Source organism: Thioclava sp. F36-6, from assembly GCF_002020305.1.
Lineage (GTDB): Bacteria > Pseudomonadota > Alphaproteobacteria > Rhodobacterales > Rhodobacteraceae > Thioclava > Thioclava sediminum.
Genome location: NZ_MPZX01000002.1, coordinates 350,078 through 367,832, shown reverse-complemented (window position 1 = coordinate 367,832; position 17,755 = coordinate 350,078). Strand labels below are relative to the sequence as shown.

Genomic DNA, 17,755 nt, shown 5'->3' with positions numbered 1-17,755 from the left:
GATGATGAGCGAGACCAAGACCAACGCCACCTCCCGGCCCGGCCTGCGCGGCTGGCTCAAGGGCGAGGCGGCACAGACCAATGTCATGCTGGCCGTATCCTGTGTGCTGGTGCTGATCGCGATGACGGCGCTGCGGCCTTCGATGTTCCTGTCGTCTTACAACTTCGAGTCGATGGCCTTCTTCATGCCGGAGCTCGGTATCCTGTCGATCGCGATGATGATCGCGATGCTGACCGGGGGGATCGACCTCTCGATCGTGGGCGTCGCGAACCTTGCGGGCATCACTGCGGGCACGCTGTTCGGCGCGATGGCGGGCGATGGCGGCTCGGGAGCATTGGGCCTCGGCCCGGTGACGCTGGGCGTGAGCGCGGCCCTGATCGTGGGGCTGCTGGCGGGGCTGCTGAACGGCTTCCTGATTTCGGTGCTGAAGATTACGCCGATCCTTGCGACGCTGGGTACCGGCCAGGTCTTCATCGGGATGTGCCTCGTGCTGACGGGAGGGCCTGCGATCGTCGGCTTCCCGCCGGGGTGGAACGCGATCGGCAACGGCAAACTGGTGGGCATCCCGGTGCCGCTGGTGATCTTCGTGCTGGTCTGCATCGCACTGTCGCTGCTGCTCGCGCGGACCTCCTTCGGGCTGCGGCTCAAGCTGATCGGGACCAACCCGAAAGCGGCGGTCTATGCGGGGGTGAAGCGCGGCCAGATGATCCTCTATTCCTATATGCTGACGGGGATGCTGGCCGCGATGGCGGGGATCCTGCTGTCGGCGCGGACCAATGCGGCGAAATCCGATTACGGCGCGTCTTACCTGCTGCAGGCGGTGCTGATCGCGGTGCTGGGCGGGACAAACCCGGCAGGCGGTCGCGGCAATGTGCTGGGCGTCGCTCTTGCGCTGATCTCGCTGACGCTGTTGTCCTCGGGCTTCCAGATGATGCGGGTCTCGAACCACCTGATCGATTTCGTCTGGGGAGCCTTCCTGATCGGGGTGATCGCCCTCAATTCCTGGCGTCGCCGGAAAGGAGCGTAAGATGAGCGTGATCATTCCTCTCCCGCGAGAACGGTTCGGGCCGGCTCCGAGCGTGCTCGCCAAAACCGACAGCTTCACCGTCACCGGCTGGCGCACCGCGCTTGGCATCGAGATGATTGGCGTGGACACCCCGCGCGGCCGGGTCGAGATGCTGCCTTACATGGGCCAGATGCTCTGGGATGCGGTGTTCGACGGCGTGCGCCTGACGATGGACAGCGCCTTTGCCGAGCCGCGCCCCGCGCAGGTGATCGTCGAGACCTATGGCTGTCTTGCCTATCACAGCGGTTTGCTGCGCAATGGTTGCCCCGGTCCGCAGGATGACCATCCGCTGCATGGCGAGATGGCCTGCGCCACGATGGACGCGGCCCATCTGGAGATCGGCGAAGACGGGCAGGGGGCGTTCGTGCGCCTTGGCGGTCACGTCGATTATATCCGCGGCTTCGGCCCGCATTACCGCGCGATGCCCTCGATCACGGTGCGGGAGAACACGCTGATCGAGATGGCGATGGCGGTCGATAACCGCTCCGCCTTGCCGATGGACCTGATGTATATGTGCCATGTGAACTTCGCCTTCGTCAAAGACGGGCGCATCCATCAGGCGGCCCCTTTCACGCCGGACCGCACGCGCGTCCGCCGCGACGTGCCCGCCCATGTGTCGCCGACGAGAGCCTATACCGATTTCATCGAACGGCTGGCTGAAGCGCCCGAAGACAGCGCCACGCTGGACGCGCCCGAGAAGTGGAACCCCGAACAGGTTCTCTATATCGAGCGCCCCGCAGCCGATGCGTCGGGCGAAAGCCATGCGCTTCTGGAACGGCCCGAGGGCGACGGTTTCGCAATGAGCTGGCGGCCCGATCAATTCGACCACCTCGCGCGCTGGATCCTGAACGGCGAGGATGCCTCGGTCGCGGCTTTCGCGCTGCCGTCCACCTGCGAGCCCGAGGGCTACACGGCGGAGAAGGCGAAGGGGAATGTCCGCAGCCTCCCAGCCGGAGAGATCGCGCATTTCGCGACCCGCTTCGGCTATACTGACAAGGCCGAGACCACCGCGCTTGGCGCGAAAATTTCCGAACTGACGGAGAAAGAGAATGCCTGAGAAGATTGCCGTCGTCGGCTCGAACATGATGGATTTGGTGACTTATATCGACCGGATGCCGGGACGCGGCGAAACCTTGGAAGCCCCCGATTTCGCGATGGGCTTCGGCGGCAAGGGCGCGAACCAGGCGGTGGCCGCCGCGCGTCTGGGCTCGGATGTGGCGATGGTCACCTGCGTGGGCGATGACGGGTTCGGCCCGCAGGTCCGCGCCAATCTGGAAACCAACGGGATCGACACGACCCATGTGCGCACCGTCGAAGGCTCCGCCTCTGGCGTGGCACCGATTTTCGTCGAGCGCGATGGCGAGAATGCGATCCTGATCGTGAAAGGGGCCAATTCGGCGCTTGCGCCTTCGGATGTCGATGCGGCGGCGGAGACGTTGCGCGCAGCCTCCGCGATCCTGATGCAGCTCGAGGTCGATCTGGAAACCGTCTATCACACCGTGGCCTTCGGGGCGCGCGAAGGGGTGACGACGATCCTGAACCCCGCGCCTGCTCATCCCGATCTGGATATCGCGCGGCTCGACGGGCTCGACTGGTTCTGCCCGAACGAGAGCGAGCTGGCGATGCTCTCGGGTCTGCCCACCGGCACCGATGACGAGGTGATCGCCGCCGCGCGCAGCCTGATCGAACGCGGCATCCACAACGTGGTGGTGACGCTTGGCGGGCGCGGCGCACGCCGGATCACCGCGGACACCGTCGAAGAGATCGCACCTGTGTCCGTCAGCCCGGTCGATACCACCGGCGCGGGCGACGCTTTCATCGGCAGCTTCGCGCATTTCCTCGGCCAAGGAATGGAGCCCACCGCGGCGCTGACCCGCGCCGCGCGCTATGCCGCATTGTCGATCACCCGTCGCGGCACGCAAACAAGCTACGCGACGCCCGCCGAATTCGACGACTTTCTTTCCGAGCATGGGCTCGGCTGACTTATGCTGATCTTGTCCCGATCGCGCACGCCCGGGAATTATTCCGGACGTGGCGGCGAGGCTGTGACGAGTCCCGATTTAGGAGACACGCAATGAAGACCGAAATGAAGACCGAGACGCGCGCGGAAGGGGCCTTGGTGCCCACTGCTGCGGTCGCAGGGGAGCATGCGCGCAACCCCGGCATGGCGCTCGATGTGGGCATGTTCGAAGGCCACCGCGTCAACCGCGCCGCCGCCGAGCGCCGCTGCGCGACGCTCACCACCCGGCGCAGCGTGAAGAAGGCGCATCAGGCGGCGTGGCTGGTCAACGCGGTGCGCTGCGTCGATCTGACGACGCTTGCGGGCGACGATACCGAGGGCCGGGTGAAACGGCTTTGCGCGAAGGCGCGCAAGCCCTTGGCCTCGCATATCGAGGCGGGGCTGGGCCTGAGCGCGGGCGAGCTGACCGTGGGCGCGGTCTGCGTCTATCCGACGATGGTGCCCCATGCCGTCAAGGCGTTGGAAGGGTCGAATATCCCCGTGGCCTCGGTCGCGACAGGCTTTCCGGCAGGTCTGATGCCGCTGCATCTGCGGCTCGAGGAAATCCGCTGGGCGGTGGCGCAGGGCGCGGCCGAGATCGACATCGTGATCAACCGCGAACTGGCGCTGACCCGGAACTGGCAGGGCCTGCATGACGAGATCGCGGCGATGCGCGAGGCCTGCGGCGACGCCCATATGAAGGCGATCCTGGCCACCGGCGAGCTGGAGACGCTGAACAACGTCTATTCCGCCTCGATGGTGGCGATGCAGGCGGGGGCCGATTTCATCAAGACCTCGACCGGCAAGGAAAGCGTCAACGCGACGCTGCCTGTCAGCCTGACCATGCTGCGCGCGCTGCGCGATTACGGGATGGCGACCGGCCACCGCATCGGCTTCAAACCCGCAGGCGGGATGAAGCAGGCGAAAGAGGCGCTGGCCTGGCAGATCCTGATGAAAGAAGAGCTGGGCCGCGACTGGCTCAACCCCGACCTGTTCCGCTTCGGCGCAAGCTCGATGCTGGGCGATATCGAGCGCCAGCTGGAGCATTACGTCACCGGCCGTTACGCCGATAGCAGCCGTCACGCGCTGGCCTGAGGAGAGAGAAAAATGAGCATTCAGAACATCCTCGAAACCATGGAGTACGGCGTGGCCCCCGAAGACGACAGCCAGGCGCGCAAATGGCTCGCCAAGCATGAGGGCGGCTTCGGCCATTTCATCGACGGCGCGATGACCAAGCCGGGCGATCTGTTCGAGGTCCGCGATCCGGCAAGCGACACGGTGCTGGCGCGCGTCACGCAAGGCACGGCGTCGGACGTGGATGCCGCCGTCTCCGCCGCGCGCAAGGCGCAAAGCGGTTGGGCGAAGCTGTCGGGCCATCAGCGTGCGAAGCATCTTTACGCTTTGGCTCGCCACATCCAGCAGCACTCGCGCCTTCTGGCGGTGCTGGAGACCCTCGACAGCGGCAAGCCGATCCGCGAGAGCCGCGACATCGACATTCCGCTGGTCGCGCGCCACTTCTATCACCATGCGGGCTGGGCCGAGATCCTCGAGGACGAACTGCCGGGCCATTCCGCTCAGGGCGTTTGCGGCCAGATCATCCCGTGGAACTTCCCGCTGCTGATGCTGGCGTGGAAGGTCGCGCCCGCGCTTGCCGCCGGCAACACGGTCGTGCTGAAACCCGCCGAATACACGCCGCTGACCGCGCTGGCCTTCGCCGAGATCGCACAGGAATGCGGCATCCCGAAAGGCGTGATCAACATCGTCACCGGCGACGGCGAGACCGGCGCTGCCATCGTCGGCCATGAGGGGATCGACAAGCTGGCCTTCACCGGCTCGACCGATGTGGGCCGCATTCTGCGCGAGCGCACAGCTGGCTCGGGCAAGGCGCTGACGCTGGAACTGGGCGGCAAATCCCCCTTCGTCGTCTTCGAGGACGCCGATCTGGATGCCGCCGTCGAGGGCGTGGTGGATGCGATCTGGTTCAATCAGGGGCAGGTCTGCTGTGCTGGCTCGCGCATCCTCGTCGCCGAGGCGGTGGCCGAGCGGTTCGAGACGCTGCTGCGCGCCCGGATGAAGACGCTGCGCACCGGCGATCCGATGGACAAGAGCACCGATATCGGCGCGATCGTGCACCCCTCGCAGCTCGCGCGCATCCGCGATCTGGTCGAGAAGGGCGCAAGCGAGGGCGCGACGCTGACCCAAGGCTCCGCACCTCAGGGGTGCTTCTTCCCGCCGACGCTGGTGACGGATGTCGAACCCGCAAGCGTTCTCGCGACCGAGGAAATCTTCGGCCCGGTCGTCACGCTCACCACCTTCCGCACGCCCTCGGACGCCGTGGCGCTGGCCAACAATACGCGCTACGGGCTGGCGGCCAGCATCTGGTCGGAGAACGTGAACCTGTGCCTCGACATCGCTGGGCAGGTGAAGGCCGGGATCGTCTGGATCAACTCCACGAACATCTTCGACGCGGGCGCGGGTTTCGGCGGCTATCGCGAGAGCGGCTTCGGCCGCGAGGGCGGGCGCGAAGGCATGCGTGTCTATCTGCGCAACCCCGCGGCGGCGACCGGCAAAGGTAAGGGTACGACGCCCGCCGAGCTGGAAACCGGCCCCGCCGACACGATCAAGGGCGGCGAGATCGACCGAACCGCGAAGCTCTATGTCGGCGGCAAGCAAGCGCGGCCCGATAGCGGCTACAGCTATCAGGTGAAGGGCGGCAAGGCGGTCGTGGGGCTCGCAGGGCTCGGCAACCGCAAGGACATCCGCAACGCGGTCGAGGCGGCGCATCAGGCGAAGGGCTGGGGCAAGGCCACGGGCCATAACCGGGCGCAGGTGCTCTATTATATCGGCGAGAACCTCTCGGCGCGTGGCGCGGAATTCGCGGCCCGTCTGGAAAGCTTCGGCGCCTCGCGCAAAGCCGCCGAGGCCGAGGTCGAGACGGCGGTCGAACGCTGCTTCTGGTATGCAGCCCAAGCCGACAAGTTCGACGGTGCGGTCCATGCGACCAAGTCGGAATTCGTGACGCTCGCGATGAACGAGCCGATCGGGGTGATGGGGCTGGTGGCCCCCACCGCGCAGCCGCTTCTGGGGGCGATCTCGCTCGTGCTGCCCGCGATTGCGATGGGCAACCGCGTGGTGCTGGTCCCGAGCCAGACGCATCCGCTGGCCGCGACCGACCTCTATCAGGTGCTCGATACCTCCGACGTGCCGGGCGGCGTGGTCAACATCGTCACCGGCCCGCGCGACGAGCTGGCGAAGACGCTGGCCGCCCATGATGGCGTCGATGCGATGTGGTATTTCGGCAATGCCGAAGGCTGCCAGATGGTCGAGGCGCAAAGCGCCGGGAACCTCAAGCAGACCTGGGTCGAAGCCGATGACGCACGCGACTGGGGTGCCCGTGCGGGGCAGGGGCGTCTGTTCCTCGACCGCGCGACGCAGGTGAAGAATATCTGGGTGCCCTACGGCGCGTGAGGCCGCTGACAGAGCATCGAGAAAGCGACCCCGAGAGGTCAGGCCTTCTCAGTAAATGGTGCGCGTGAGAAACGTGAAGGGCTCGAAGCGCAATGGTCGCTTCGAGCCCGAACTTGCATGATACGACGTTACGCGGGAAGGTCAGCTTTGGCGCTGTTGGGCTTCGATCGCGCTCATTTCAGATGCCACCGCAGGACCGCCGCAATGCTGAACTCTTCCATAGAAATTGGTGATTTCCGCATCTCAGAAGCAGATCAGCTCGGAGTCATATTCTTTGAGGCCGTGCGCGAAGGAGCTAGGGAATTCTATAATTTTGAGCAGCGGCGGGCTTGGGCGTCGGGGCCGCCTTCTGGACCGGACTGGGCATCACGCCTGACCGCTCGGAGAACTATGGTCGCGCGTTTGGCAGGCCAGCCCGTTGGCTTCATGACCTTGGACGATGATGGCTACATAGATCTTGCGTTCGTCACACCCGGCCACCAACGACAGGGCGTCGGTGGAGCTCTCTATGCCCGGATCGAGGCAATCGCTCGAGACGGCAAGATAGCACGCCTTTACTCCCACGCGAGCTATCTTGTCCGAGGCCTTTTTGAGCAGCAGGGGTGGGACGTGGTTCGCGAGCAGAAGATCGAAAGGGCTGGCGTTACATTGACGAACTTCCTGATGGAAAAACGTCTCCATTATCCAGCCCGGCGCACTGGCATTGCTGCGCGTTCTGACGAAAGCAGACCGTGAGGACCGAGCGGCGAGGGTGCGCGCCGTCACGCCTAGTCGGCATCCGCCGCAGACAGCTCCCGAAGTTCTTGTCGGGAGCTGCTGATCGACATGGCGTCGCGCCTACAAGGCGTACGGCTCCACGCTGCACCATTTGCTGCAAAGGGTTGGCCCCGAAACGGGCCGCTTTTCATGCGGGATCGACGCGCGCAAAGTCGCGCCAAGCGGCAGACGCAAACACGCGCGACCAAACAGCGCGTGACGAAATCGTTTTGAAACCAGGGGAGTATTGGCAGTCCGTAGGGGAATCGAACCCCTCTTTCCAGGTTGAAAACCTGGCGTCCTAACCGATAGACGAACGGACCGCACAACGCTCAGTCAGGGCTCGGAAGTGGCAGTCCGTAGGGGAATCGAACCCCTCTTTCCAGGTTGAAAACCTGGCGTCCTAACCGATAGACGAACGGACCACTCTGAACCTTCCGGGCATACCTGCCTAAGGTGGAGCGGTGTTTAGGCCAGAGAACCGTGACTCGCAAGAGGGTAATTGCGGATTTTTGGAAAGTTTTTGCCCCTCCGTTACGGCAGGTTGGAAGCCTTGGAATTACAGTCCTTTTCCGCGTGCGGTGGCGGGGTAGCGGTTACGCTTCGGCGGCGTCTTCGAGCCGCAGCTGCACCTTGTTGCGCCCGCCCCATGTGTTGATCTCCAGCCGCCCGGCGAGGTGGAAGCGCTGCGCGCCCGGCTGGCTCAGCGCGGGGCCGAGCGGGCCGTCGAACGCGCCGAAGCAGATCGCCTCGATCCGACCGCCCATACCGTCGCCGAAATTGAAGCGCAGGTGGCTTTCCCCGATCCGGCGCGCGCCCACGACTTCCATATCGGCGAAGGCGAAACGCGGGGCAGGGGCACCCTGGCCGAAGGGGCCTGCGCGGTCCAGATCTTCGATTAGCTGCGGCGTCGCGGCGCCCGGCATCAGCATCCCGTCGAGGCGCAGGTCGCGCGGTCCGATTTCGCCCGCGCCCTGTTTGGCCAGAAGCTCCGACAGGCGCGCCATCGCGGGCTCCAGCTTGTCTTCCTCGACCGTGAGGCCCGCGGCCATCTTGTGCCCGCCGCCTTTCAGCAGCAGTCCCTCGGCAGCGACGCGTTGGATCGCGGCCCCGATATCGACGCCCGCGACCGAACGGGCCGAGCCTTTGCCGATCCCGTCATCCACGCCAATCACGACCGACGGGCGGTTCGTCGCCTCTTTCAGCCGCGCGGCCACGATGCCCACGACGCCCGGGTGCCAGCCAGCACCCGCCGCCCAGACCAGTGGCGCGTTCAGGCCACGCTCCTCGGCTTGTGTCAGTGCGGCTTCCCGCACGGCGTTCTCGACCTCTCGGCGCTCGGTGTTGAGCTGGTCGAGCCGCTCGGCGATGGATTGCGCCTCGTGCGGGTCGGTTGTCGACAGCAGCCGCGCGCCCAGATCGGCCGCGCCGATCCGTCCGCCCGCATTGATCCGCGGGCCAAGCACGAAGCCCAGATGATAGGCGGCGGGCGCGCGGTCGAGCCGCGCCACATCCGACAGCGCCACGAGGCCGGGCCGTTCGCGCCGAGCCATGATCTTGAGACCCTGACGCACCAGCGCCCGGTTGCAGCCCGTGAGCGGCGCGACATCTGCCACCGTCGCCAGCGCCACCAGATCGAGAAGCGTCATCAGCGGCGGCCCCTGCACGCCTTCGTCGCGCAGTTGCCGGTTCGCCTCCACCAGCATCAGGAAGACGACCGAGGCCGCGCAGAGATGGCCCAGCTCGCCGGTCTCGTCCTGACGGTTGGGGTTCACCACGGCCAGCGCGGGCGGCAGGGTCTCGCCGCCCAGGTGGTGGTCGAGAATGACGACATCGGCGGGTTTCGCGGCGGCCACAGGTTCGTGGCTCAGCGTGCCGCAATCGACGCAGACGATCAGCGGATGCTCGGCGCCGAGACTTTCCATCGCGGGCACGTTCGGCCCGTAGCCCTCGTCGATCCGGTCGGGAATATAAAGCGTCGCCTCGCGCCCCATCGCGCGCAGCCAATTGATCAGCAGCGCCGCCGAGGAGCCGCCATCGACGTCGTAATCCGCAAAGACCGCGATCTTCTCGCCGGACTTCACTGCCTTGAGAAAGCGCGCGGCTGCCTGCTCCATGTCGCGTAAGCTGCGCGGGTCGGGGAGCAGCTCGCGGATAGTGGGTTCGAGGAAGCCCTCGCTCTCCTCCGGCGTGACGCCACGCGCGACGAGGATACGAGCGAGCGGCAGAGGCAGGCGCGTCTGTTGCGCCATCGCCTCGGCCAGCCGGTCGGCCTCGGGGGTGGGGCCGATCCAGCGGCGGCCTGTCAGGGATTGCTCGACGGAAAGGAAACTGCTCATGCCTTCGGGTGTAGCCAAATCATGCGAGCCCTGCCAGCCACTATGACGCGGAGCTTGCTCGGGCCGTCATTCGGGCCCTCACTCAGGGATGTCTTGCAGCAGAGCCTGGCGCGAGTCCGAGGCGAATTCGCGCCGCCACAGCATCCCCGTCGTGAACAGCGTCGCCGCAATGAGCGCATAGGGCCCAAGCAGCCACGCCAGCGTCGCCAAAGCGAAATAGACCGAGCGCAGCCCGCGATTGAAGCTTTTCGCGGCGTTGATGTTCACCTGCGCCGCCTGCTCGGCGCGCGGATAGGCCAGCGGGTCCTCGGGCTCATTGGGCACCGCCGCCATTGCGATCGCGGCATAGGAAAACAGCCTGTGCGACCAGACGAATTTCAAAAACGCATTCGCCCCGAACAGAACGGCGGTGAGGATGCGCGCCTCCCAGAGCAGATCGGGGCCGCGCGCGATGTCGAAATCATCGGCGAGATTCGCGAGCGGCTGCGGATTCGCGATCAGCGCCAGCCCGGCACCGATGGCGATCAGCGAGGAGGAGGCGAAGAAGGTCGTAGACTGCCGCAGCCCGTCCACCATCGCCGAATCGAAGATCCGCGGCTGGCGCGTCACAAGCTGGCGCATCCATTCGCGACGGTAACTCTCCATCAGCTTGCCCATCGACGGGCGGGCGGCACTCGGATGTTCGGTCGTCCAGCCGATCCCCATCCAGCAGGCGACCAGAAGGGCGAGCGCCGCGAGGTCGAGCGGCCCCAGCGGGCCGATATGAAACGTCGTCATCATATCGACAGTTAGCGCGATGCAGCTTCTCTTGTCACCGGGGCTTATTGGTTATATTTTCTGACCAACCGGGAGGAGTTTGCCATGGAAATGCCCAAGCCGAAGGAGGATCTGCTGGCGCGCAAGCCGCAGATCATCGCCCGCCTGCGCGAGGTTCTGCCCGCGGATGCGGTGATCGACGATCCCAGCGAGACGCGCGCCTATGAATGTGATGCGCTTTCGGCCTATCGCTGCCAGCCGCTGGGCGTGGTGCTGCCGCGCTCGACGGCGGAGGTCGCGGCGGCGCTGAAGGCCTGTCACGAGCTGGGCGTGCCGGTGGTGCCGCGCGGCGCGGGCACCTCGCTTGCGGGCGGTTCGATGCCGCAGGCGGATTCGGTGGTGCTGGGCCTCGCGCGGATGAATGCCGTGCTCGAGACCGATTACACCAACCGCTTCATCCGGGTCGAGGCGGGGCGCACGAACCTCTCGGTGACCGGGGCGGTGGAAAGCGACGGCTGGTTCTACGCGCCCGATCCGTCCTCGCAGCTCGCCTGTGCGATCTCGGGCAATATCGCGATGAATTCCGGCGGCGCGCATTGTCTGAAATACGGGGTGACCACGAATAACCTGCTCGGCGTGACGCTGGTCACGATGGAAGGCGAGGTGGTCGAGATCGGCGGGCCGTATCTTGACGCTGGCGGGCTCGATCTTCTGGGGCTGATCTGCGGCTCGGAGGGGCAGTTGGGCGTCGTGACCGAGGCTACGCTGAAGATCCTGCCGAAACCCGAAGGCGCGCGCCCCGTGCTGATCGGGTTCAACTCCAACGAAGTCGCGGGGGCCTGCGTAGCCGATATCATCAAGGCGGGCATCCTGCCGGTCGCGATCGAGTTCATGGACCGGCCCTGCATCGTCGCGACCGAGGCCTTCTGTCATGCGGGTTATCCCGATTGCGAGGCGCTGCTGATCGTCGAATGCGAGGGCAGCCCGGCCGAGATCGACGAGCAGATCGGCATGATCCGCCAGATCGCGACCCGTCACGAGCCGGTCGAGTTCCGCGAGGCGCAATCGGCCGATGAGGCCGCGCGGATCTGGCTGGGCCGGAAATCCGCTTTCGGCGCGATGGGGCAGATCAACGATTACATGTGCCTCGACGGGACGATCCCGGTCTCGGAACTGCCCTTCGTGCTGCGCCGGATCGGCGAGCTGTCGAAGGATTACGGGCTGGACGTCGCGAATGTCTTCCATGCGGGCGACGGCAATATGCACCCGCTGATCCTCTATAATGCCAACGAGCCGGGTCAGCAGGAGCAATGCGAAAAGCTGGGCGCGGAGATCCTGAAGCTTTGCGTCGAGGCGGGCGGCTGCCTGACCGGTGAGCATGGCGTGGGCATCGAGAAGCGCGATCTGATGGATGTGCAGTTCGAGCCCGCCGATCTGGAGGCGCAGATGCGGGTGAAGGACGTGTTCGATCCGAAATGGCTGCTGAACCCGGCGAAGGTGTTTCCGTTGGGCGCGAGCGCGAGCCGCCGTGCGAGCTGACGGCGCGAGCTGAGGGCCGGGAGGGGCGCTGCCCCGCTCGCTGACGCGAGCCCCCGGGATATTTTTGCCAAGAGGAAGGCAGATTTTATGAGAGTTGAGAGCGAGGCGCAGCTGGCCGAGGCCGTCCGGGATGCGGGTGGCGCGCTGGCGGTGCGCGGAGGCGGTACGCGGCCTGTGGGCCGGTGTCTGGGAGAGCCGCTGGAAGTCGGGATTTCGGGCATCACGCTCTACGAGCCGGGCGCGCTGACGCTGGTCGTGGGCGCGGGGACGCCTCTGGCCGAAGTCGAGGCGGCGATTGCCGCCGAAGGCCAGCGCCTGCCTTTCGAGCCTGCGAATTGGGGGCCGGTTCTGGGTGCCCCGGGCACGAGCACCGTGGGCGGTGTCGTGGCCGCCAATGTCTCGGGGCCGCGTCGGGTGCAGGCCGGGGCCTGTCGCGACAGCCTGATCGGGACGCGTTTCGTCGATGGGCGCGGGCAGATCGTGAAGAACGGTGGCCGGGTGATGAAGAACGTCACCGGCTACGATCTGGTGAAGCTGATGGCCGGAAGTTGGGGCACGCTCGGGGTGATGAGCGAGGTGGCCTTCAAGCTGCTGCCTGCCGCGCCGTCTCAGGCGACGGTGGTGATCGACCTTCCGGCCGGAGCCGCGCAGGTGGCTCTGGCGGCGGGTTTGGGCTCGCCCTTCGATGTGTCCGGCGCGGGCTGGCTGCCTGGTCACGGTGCGGTGGTGCGGGTCGAGGGTCTCGCCGAATCCGTCGCCTACCGGGCGGAGGAGCTGCGCAAACTGATGGAGCTATTCGGCCCGGTTCGGATCGAGGAAGACGGCTCGGCCGCGATTTGGGCCAGCCTGCGCGATCTGGAGCCGTTTATCGGCAAGGACGGCGATCTGTGGCGGCTTTCGGTGAAGCCGTCGGAGGCCTCCGAGATCGTCGCGCGTCTGGGTGGCGAGGTGCTGCTCGACTGGGGTGGCGGGCTGATCTGGGCGCTTCTGCCCGAAGGCAGCGACGCCCGTGCGCTGGCTTCCCCCTATACCGGCCACGCGACCTGCATGCGCGGCGCGGCGGGCGTGACCTTCGAGCCCGAACCCGCGCCGATCGCCACGCTGACCACCGCGCTGCGGGCGCAATTCGACCCCAAAGGTATTCTGAACCCCGGAAGGATGGGCTGATGCAGACGAATTTTTCGCCCGAACAGCTGAAGGATCCCGGCGTCGCGCGCTCCAACGAGATCCTGCGCGCCTGCGTCCATTGCGGGTTCTGCACCGCGACCTGCCCTTCCTATCAGGTGCTGGGCGACGAGTTGGACAGCCCGCGCGGGCGCATCTACCTGATCAAGGACATGCTGGAGAACGACCGGCCCGCGGATGAGAAGACGGTCAAGCATCTCGACCGTTGTCTGAGCTGTCTGGCTTGCATGACGACCTGCCCCTCGGGCGTGCATTACATGCATCTGATCGACCATGCCCGCGCCCATGTCGAGAAGACCTACAAGCGCCCGATGATGGACCGGCTGCTGCGCTGGACGCTGGCGAAGATCGTGCCCTATCCGGGTCGCTTCCGTCTGGCGATGGGCGGGGCGAAACTGGCGAAACCCTTCGCGGGGCTGCTGCCGGACAAGCGTTTACGCGCGATGGTGGGCATGGCGCCCAAGACCATCCCGCCGGTCAGCCGCAACGATGACGCGCAGGTCTTCGCGCCGATCGGCGAGAAGAAATACCGCGTGGCGCTGCAGATCGGCTGCGCGCAGCGGGCGCTCAACACCGATATCAACGACGCGACGATCCGGCTGCTGCGGCGGCTGGGCTGCGAGGTGGTGATCCCGAAGAACCTGGGCTGCTGCGGGGCGCTGTCGCATCACATGGGCCGCGAGGACGAGAGCCATTCGCAGGCGGCGCGCAACATCCGCGCCTATCTGAGCGAAGGCGATCTGGATGCGGTGATCATCAACACCTCGGGCTGCGGCACCACGGTGAAGGATTACGGGCATATCTTCCGCAACGATCCGATGGCCGAGGAGGCCGCGAAGGTCGCGGGTCTGGCCTGCGACGTGTCGGAATTCCTCGCGAAGATCGGCCTGCCTGAGGGGCAGGGCGGGATGCGTGTGGCCTATCACGCGGCCTGTTCGCTCCAGCACGGCCAGCAGATCAAATCCGCGCCGAAGGACCTGTTGAAACAGGCAGGCTTCGAAGTGGTCGAGCCTGCCGACAGCCATCTGTGCTGCGGCTCGGCGGGCACCTACAATCTGCTGCAGCCGGAGATTTCCGACGAACTGAAGAAACGCAAGGTGGCGACGCTCGAGGCGAAGCAGCCCGAGGTGATCGCGGCAGGTAATATCGGCTGCATGGTGCAGATCGGTGGCGGCACCGAGGTGCCCGTTGTCCACACTGTCGAACTTTTGGACTGGGCTACGGGCGGGCCGAAGCCGCCGGCGCTTGCGCAGGCCTGATCCACGCCACAATCTGGCCGCATCGGGGCGCTACGAAAGGCAAAACGCCCCGCAATCTTCGGAGCCCCGATGCGCCTTCTTGCTCTCGCTCTTGCCTGTTTGACCGCTCTGCCTGTGCTGGCGCGGGCCGAGACAATCACCCATGCGACGCCCTTGCGGGCGCTGGAAACCGGCGACGATACGCGCGGCTGGCAGGCGGTGGGGCGGCTCGATCTGGGCCATGGCAGCTTTTGCACCGGCACGCTGATTGCGCCCGATCTGGTTCTGACGGCGGGGCATTGCCTCTATGACAAGCGCAGCGGCGCGTTGATCGATGCGCGCGAGATCGAGTTTCGTGCGGGCTGGCGCAACGGTCGCGCCGAGGCTTATCGCAAGGTGTCGCGCGCGGTGCTGCACCCCTCCTATCACTATGGCGGGCCGGTGGGCGTGAAGCGTTCGGAATTCGATCTTGCGCTGATCAAGCTCGCCCAGCCGATCCGCCTGCCGCAGCTTCAGCCCTTTGAGGTGTCGCGCAGCGCGCCCTATCGCGGCGAGGAAGTGGGCGTTCTGTCCTATGCGCAGGGCCGCTCGGAGGCGCCGTCGCTGCAACGCGATTGCTCGGTGCTGGAACGTGCAGGCGCGACGGTGGTGATGAGTTGCTCGGCCGATTTCGGGGCCTCCGGCTCGCCGGTCTTCAGCTTCGCCAATGGTCGCCCCGAGATCGTCTCGGTGGTCTCCGCCAAGGCCGAGATGGGCGCGCGCCCGGTCTCGATCGGGGCGCTGGCCAGTGGCGTCGCCGATCTGCGGCAGGCCATCGAGAGCCGCGACAACGTCGCCACCACCCGCGAAATTCGCGCGGGCGGGGCAAAATTCATCAAGGCGAAGTAAGCGCGATGGGTGTTAAGCGGATCATCTTCGGCGTGGTGGCTCTGGCTCTGCTGGGCGGCATGGGCGAGGCGCAGGAGGCGCGCAATTCCGCGCTCGACCGGCTGTCGCAGCGTGCAGATCTCTTCGGCTGGGAGGCGGTGGGCAAGGTCACCATCGGCGCTGACGGCTACTGCACCGGCGTTCTGATCGCACCCGATCTGGTACTTACGGCGGGCCATTGCATCTTCGACCGGCGCGCCAAAGGGCCGCGAGACCCGGCGACGCTTGGTTTTGCCGCAGCCCAAACCGACGGGGCGGAGATCGCCGCGCGCCCGGTCGACGCGATGGTCGCCGATCCGGAATATAACCCGTTCGTGCCGCTCTCGGTGGACACCGTGCGCCACGACGTCGCCCTTCTGCAGCTCTCCGCGCCGATCCCGACTTCGATCGCCGCGCCTTTTCGCGTCGGCGATGTGCCCGCCGCAGGGGCCGAAGTGTCGGTGGTGTCTTACGCGCAGGGCCGGGCCGATGCGCTGTCCTGGCAAAAGGCCTGCAGCGTGTTCGGTCGCGCGAAAGGGTTGATCGGGTTTGATTGCGATGTCGATCACGGCTCTTCGGGTGCGCCGGTTTTCGACCGCTCGGGGCTGGCGGCAGGCGGGCGGGCGCAGATCGTGTCGCTGGTCTCCTCGGGTTCGCGCAGGAATGGCGTCTCGCGCGCCTACGGGATGGAATTGCCCGCGATCGTCGCGCAGCTGAAATCCGCACTGCGCAGCGGGCGGGGCGTGATCCGCGCCGTATCCCCCAGCGCTTCCGCCGCACCGCAAATCCGGGACACGGAGCCCGGGCAGGGCCAGCCGCGTATCCTGTCTGGCGGGGGCGCAACCGGGGCGAAATTCCTGCGTCCCTAAGGGGTTGGCCCGAAGCGGCGCCCCTCTTGAAACGTCGCGAGAGATTTCCCAAATTTATGAGTGCCGGAATGCCTGATGAGGGTTCTGGCGCCCAACTGCCCGGCCCCGGAAAGGGGCGGGTTTCATAACCATCGCTCAAGAGAGGATGATGATATGCGAAACTTTGACCTTTCGCCCCTTTACCGCGCCACCGTGGGCTTCGACCGCGTGGCTGACATGATGGACCGTGCGCTGACCAGCGATCTCGCCCAGCCGACCTATCCGCCTTACAATATCGAGAAGACCGACGAGAATGCCTATCGCATCTCGATCGCCGTTGCGGGCTTCGGGTCGGACGAGCTGACTGTCGAGCTAAAAGACGGCGCGCTGATCGTGACCGGTCGCAAGGCCGAGGACGATTCCGGCCGCACCTACCTGCATCGTGGTATCGCGACCCGCGCCTTTGAGCGCCGCTTCGCGCTGGCCGATCATGTGAAGGTCACCGGGGCCACCCATGAAGACGGGATGCTCCATCTCGATCTCGTCCGCGAAGTGCCCGAGGCGCTGAAGCCGCGCCGGATCGAGATTGCAGGCCCGACGAAGTCTGAGGCCAAGCAGGTCGAGACGGTCGACGCCTGAGGCATCTACGATCGGTAAAAATGACGGGCGCGGGGGGTAACTCCCGCGCTTTTTGCTATGCGAGAGCTTACGGCGGGGTGAGATCGGTGCCGCCGCGCTGGAACACCATCACATGATCGCCGCTGCCGGTGAAGGTGACAGCCGCGCCTTCGACCTGCGCCTGCTTCATGTCGAAGAATAGCTGCGCGAGGCCCGCATCGGCCTTGAACTCCGGCGTCTCCTGCTCGCAGGCGAACGTGGGCGAGGCCGATGTCGGCCGGATGCCAAGCGCGGGGTAGGGGGCAAACATCACTCCGGTCACGCAGAGGCAATGCCCGCAAACGGCGAAGCGCGAATTATCTCCGATATAGAAGCGGATCGCCCGCGCGGGCGCCTTGCCGTCCACCGTGGCGAGGTCATAGGCGCGCAGGGTCTCCACCTTCGAGGCGAGCGTCTGGGCGTCGGAGGTACCGCTCGGCATACAGGCCGCGAGCGCGGCTGCGACTCCGAGGGTCGCGACGCGCGCGGCCATCTTTCTCGAAAGATCGGTCATGGTCTTGGTCCGTTACTGGCGACTGCCAGCAGGATGCGCGAACCTTAGCTCGATGCGCATTGATCCAGCGCAAGGACCTTGGGGACCTCAGTCAGCGACCATCGCGCCGATCAGGGCGATCTCTTCGGTGCCTGCCTCGCGGGCTTTCTCCTCCAGCCGCCGATAGGCTGCGAGGACTGCTTCGCCCTCGGGCGTCAGCGACGCGCCGCCCCCTTTCGCGCCACCGCGCGAGCGATCCACCAGCGGCGACTTGAAGCCGGCATTCATCTCTTCGACCAGCGACCACGCACGTTTGTAGCTCATCTTCATCGCGCGCCCCGCCGCGGAAATCGAGCCGTGCTCGGCGATTTCCTCGAGCAGCCGCACCTTGCCGGGGCCCAGCATCGCCTTGTCGAAATAGAGGCGCATCATCAGGCGGGTCAGTTCCATTCGGGCATCCCTCGCACTCGTCAAGTCCTGCGCCCCTTATCCTGATCCTGTGCCG

At 66.0% G+C, this 17,755-nt stretch carries 16 protein-coding genes and 2 tRNA genes; 12 read left to right on the top strand and 6 right to left on the bottom strand.

The genetic code is table 11. The annotated features are described in order from the left end of the window. The first annotated feature begins 4 nt into the window (after positions 1 to 4). The 6 genes from BMI88_RS08840 (at position 5) to BMI88_RS08815 (ending at position 7,268) form a co-directional block, all read left to right on the top strand. Positions 5 to 1,027 (top strand): ABC transporter permease, encoded by a 1,023-nt coding sequence (locus BMI88_RS08840; RefSeq protein WP_078549734.1) that lies wholly within the window; start codon positions 5 to 7, stop codon positions 1,025 to 1,027. A 1-nt stretch (position 1,028) separates the two neighbouring features. Then, on the top strand, positions 1,029 to 2,123 hold the full coding sequence (locus BMI88_RS08835) for a DUF4432 family protein (RefSeq protein WP_078547878.1): 1,095 nt from the start codon (positions 1,029 to 1,031) through the stop codon (positions 2,121 to 2,123). Further along, positions 2,116 to 3,048, top strand: coding sequence for a ribokinase (gene rbsK / locus BMI88_RS08830; protein ID WP_078547875.1), 933 nt, complete (start codon positions 2,116 to 2,118; stop codon positions 3,046 to 3,048). Before BMI88_RS08835 ends, rbsK begins: the two co-directional genes overlap by 8 nt. A gap of 182 nt (positions 3,049 to 3,230) precedes the next feature. Further along, positions 3,231 to 4,160, top strand: a complete 930-nt coding sequence (deoC, locus tag BMI88_RS08825) for a deoxyribose-phosphate aldolase (RefSeq protein WP_093477036.1) — start codon at positions 3,231 to 3,233, stop codon at positions 4,158 to 4,160. A 12-nt stretch (positions 4,161 to 4,172) separates the two neighbouring features. Continuing rightward, positions 4,173 to 6,533, top strand: coding sequence for an aldehyde dehydrogenase family protein (locus tag BMI88_RS08820; RefSeq protein WP_210402021.1), 2,361 nt, complete (start codon positions 4,173 to 4,175; stop codon positions 6,531 to 6,533). Positions 6,534 to 6,737: 204 nt separating this feature from the next. Continuing rightward, a complete protein-coding gene (locus BMI88_RS08815; protein WP_168173965.1) occupies positions 6,738 to 7,268 on the top strand; it encodes a GNAT family N-acetyltransferase in 531 nt (176 codons plus the stop codon). 269 nt (positions 7,269 to 7,537) lie between these two features. Here the strand turns inward: BMI88_RS08815 and BMI88_RS08810 are convergent. From BMI88_RS08810 to BMI88_RS08795, 4 genes are all read right to left on the bottom strand, one after another. After that, positions 7,538 to 7,612 (bottom strand) — tRNA-Glu (locus BMI88_RS08810). Between the two features lie 27 nt (positions 7,613 to 7,639). Further along, positions 7,640 to 7,714, bottom strand: a tRNA-Glu gene (locus tag BMI88_RS08805). 171 nt (positions 7,715 to 7,885) lie between these two features. Next, entirely contained in the window at positions 7,886 to 9,628 is a 1,743-nt protein-coding gene (gene recJ / locus BMI88_RS08800; protein ID WP_078547871.1) for a single-stranded-DNA-specific exonuclease RecJ, read from the bottom strand. Between the two features lie 78 nt (positions 9,629 to 9,706). After that, the gene (locus tag BMI88_RS08795) at positions 9,707 to 10,408 is read right to left on the bottom strand and encodes a DUF599 domain-containing protein (protein WP_078547869.1); all 702 of its coding nucleotides are present in this window, start codon (positions 10,406 to 10,408) and stop codon (positions 9,707 to 9,709) included. 81 nt (positions 10,409 to 10,489) lie between these two features. Between BMI88_RS08795 and BMI88_RS08790 the strand changes: the two genes are divergently transcribed. The 6 genes from BMI88_RS08790 to BMI88_RS08765 all read left to right on the top strand — a co-directional run bounded on the left by BMI88_RS08790 (position 10,490) and on the right by BMI88_RS08765 (position 16,739). Continuing rightward, entirely contained in the window at positions 10,490 to 11,923 is a 1,434-nt protein-coding gene (locus BMI88_RS08790) for an FAD-linked oxidase C-terminal domain-containing protein (protein ID WP_078520196.1), read from the top strand. Positions 11,924 to 12,010: 87 nt separating this feature from the next. Beyond that, positions 12,011 to 13,090, top strand: a complete 1,080-nt coding sequence (locus BMI88_RS08785; RefSeq protein ID WP_078547867.1) for an FAD-binding protein — start codon at positions 12,011 to 12,013, stop codon at positions 13,088 to 13,090. Further along, positions 13,090 to 14,367 (top strand): glycolate oxidase subunit GlcF, encoded by a 1,278-nt coding sequence (glcF, locus tag BMI88_RS08780; protein WP_078547866.1) that lies wholly within the window; start codon positions 13,090 to 13,092, stop codon positions 14,365 to 14,367. Before BMI88_RS08785 ends, glcF begins: the two co-directional genes overlap by 1 nt. Positions 14,368 to 14,436: 69 nt before the next feature. Beyond that, on the top strand, positions 14,437 to 15,234 hold the full coding sequence (locus BMI88_RS08775; RefSeq protein WP_078547864.1) for a S1 family peptidase: 798 nt from the start codon (positions 14,437 to 14,439) through the stop codon (positions 15,232 to 15,234). A gap of 5 nt (positions 15,235 to 15,239) precedes the next feature. Further along, entirely contained in the window at positions 15,240 to 16,121 is an 882-nt protein-coding gene (locus BMI88_RS08770; RefSeq protein ID WP_078547862.1) for a serine protease, read from the top strand. A 153-nt stretch (positions 16,122 to 16,274) separates the two neighbouring features. Then, positions 16,275 to 16,739, top strand: a complete 465-nt coding sequence (locus tag BMI88_RS08765; protein WP_078547861.1) for an Hsp20 family protein — start codon at positions 16,275 to 16,277, stop codon at positions 16,737 to 16,739. A gap of 67 nt (positions 16,740 to 16,806) precedes the next feature. On the opposite strand, the gene BMI88_RS08760 is transcribed toward BMI88_RS08765, so the two are convergent. Together BMI88_RS08760 and BMI88_RS08755 are read right to left on the bottom strand one after the other, a co-directional pair. Continuing rightward, on the bottom strand, positions 16,807 to 17,271 hold the full coding sequence (locus BMI88_RS08760) for a hypothetical protein (RefSeq protein WP_078547859.1): 465 nt from the start codon (positions 17,269 to 17,271) through the stop codon (positions 16,807 to 16,809). Positions 17,272 to 17,358: 87 nt separating this feature from the next. Further along, on the bottom strand, positions 17,359 to 17,700 hold the full coding sequence (locus tag BMI88_RS08755; RefSeq protein ID WP_246831852.1) for a LysR family transcriptional regulator: 342 nt from the start codon (positions 17,698 to 17,700) through the stop codon (positions 17,359 to 17,361). Between the last annotated feature and the right edge of the window lie 55 nt (positions 17,701 to 17,755).

Coding starts and splice junctions, on each gene's coding strand:
- BMI88_RS08840 (WP_078549734.1), top strand. CDS start 5: ATGAGCGAGACCAAGACCAACGCCACCTCCCGGCCCGGCCTGCGCGGC.
- BMI88_RS08835 (WP_078547878.1), top strand. CDS start 1,029: ATGAGCGTGATCATTCCTCTCCCGCGAGAACGGTTCGGGCCGGCTCCG.
- rbsK (WP_078547875.1), top strand. CDS start 2,116: ATGCCTGAGAAGATTGCCGTCGTCGGCTCGAACATGATGGATTTGGTG.
- deoC (WP_093477036.1), top strand. CDS start 3,231: ATGGCGCTCGATGTGGGCATGTTCGAAGGCCACCGCGTCAACCGCGCC.
- BMI88_RS08820 (WP_210402021.1), top strand. CDS start 4,173: ATGAGCATTCAGAACATCCTCGAAACCATGGAGTACGGCGTGGCCCCC.
- BMI88_RS08815 (WP_168173965.1), top strand. CDS start 6,738: ATGCTGAACTCTTCCATAGAAATTGGTGATTTCCGCATCTCAGAAGCA.
- recJ (WP_078547871.1), bottom strand. CDS start 9,628: ATGAGCAGTTTCCTTTCCGTCGAGCAATCCCTGACAGGCCGCCGCTGG.
- BMI88_RS08795 (WP_078547869.1), bottom strand. CDS start 10,408: ATGATGACGACGTTTCATATCGGCCCGCTGGGGCCGCTCGACCTCGCG.
- BMI88_RS08790 (WP_078520196.1), top strand. CDS start 10,490: ATGGAAATGCCCAAGCCGAAGGAGGATCTGCTGGCGCGCAAGCCGCAG.
- BMI88_RS08785 (WP_078547867.1), top strand. CDS start 12,011: ATGAGAGTTGAGAGCGAGGCGCAGCTGGCCGAGGCCGTCCGGGATGCG.
- glcF (WP_078547866.1), top strand. CDS start 13,090: ATGCAGACGAATTTTTCGCCCGAACAGCTGAAGGATCCCGGCGTCGCG.
- BMI88_RS08775 (WP_078547864.1), top strand. CDS start 14,437: ATGCGCCTTCTTGCTCTCGCTCTTGCCTGTTTGACCGCTCTGCCTGTG.
- BMI88_RS08770 (WP_078547862.1), top strand. CDS start 15,240: ATGGGTGTTAAGCGGATCATCTTCGGCGTGGTGGCTCTGGCTCTGCTG.
- BMI88_RS08765 (WP_078547861.1), top strand. CDS start 16,275: ATGCGAAACTTTGACCTTTCGCCCCTTTACCGCGCCACCGTGGGCTTC.
- BMI88_RS08760 (WP_078547859.1), bottom strand. CDS start 17,271: ATGACCGATCTTTCGAGAAAGATGGCCGCGCGCGTCGCGACCCTCGGA.
- BMI88_RS08755 (WP_246831852.1), bottom strand. CDS start 17,700: ATGGAACTGACCCGCCTGATGATGCGCCTCTATTTCGACAAGGCGATG.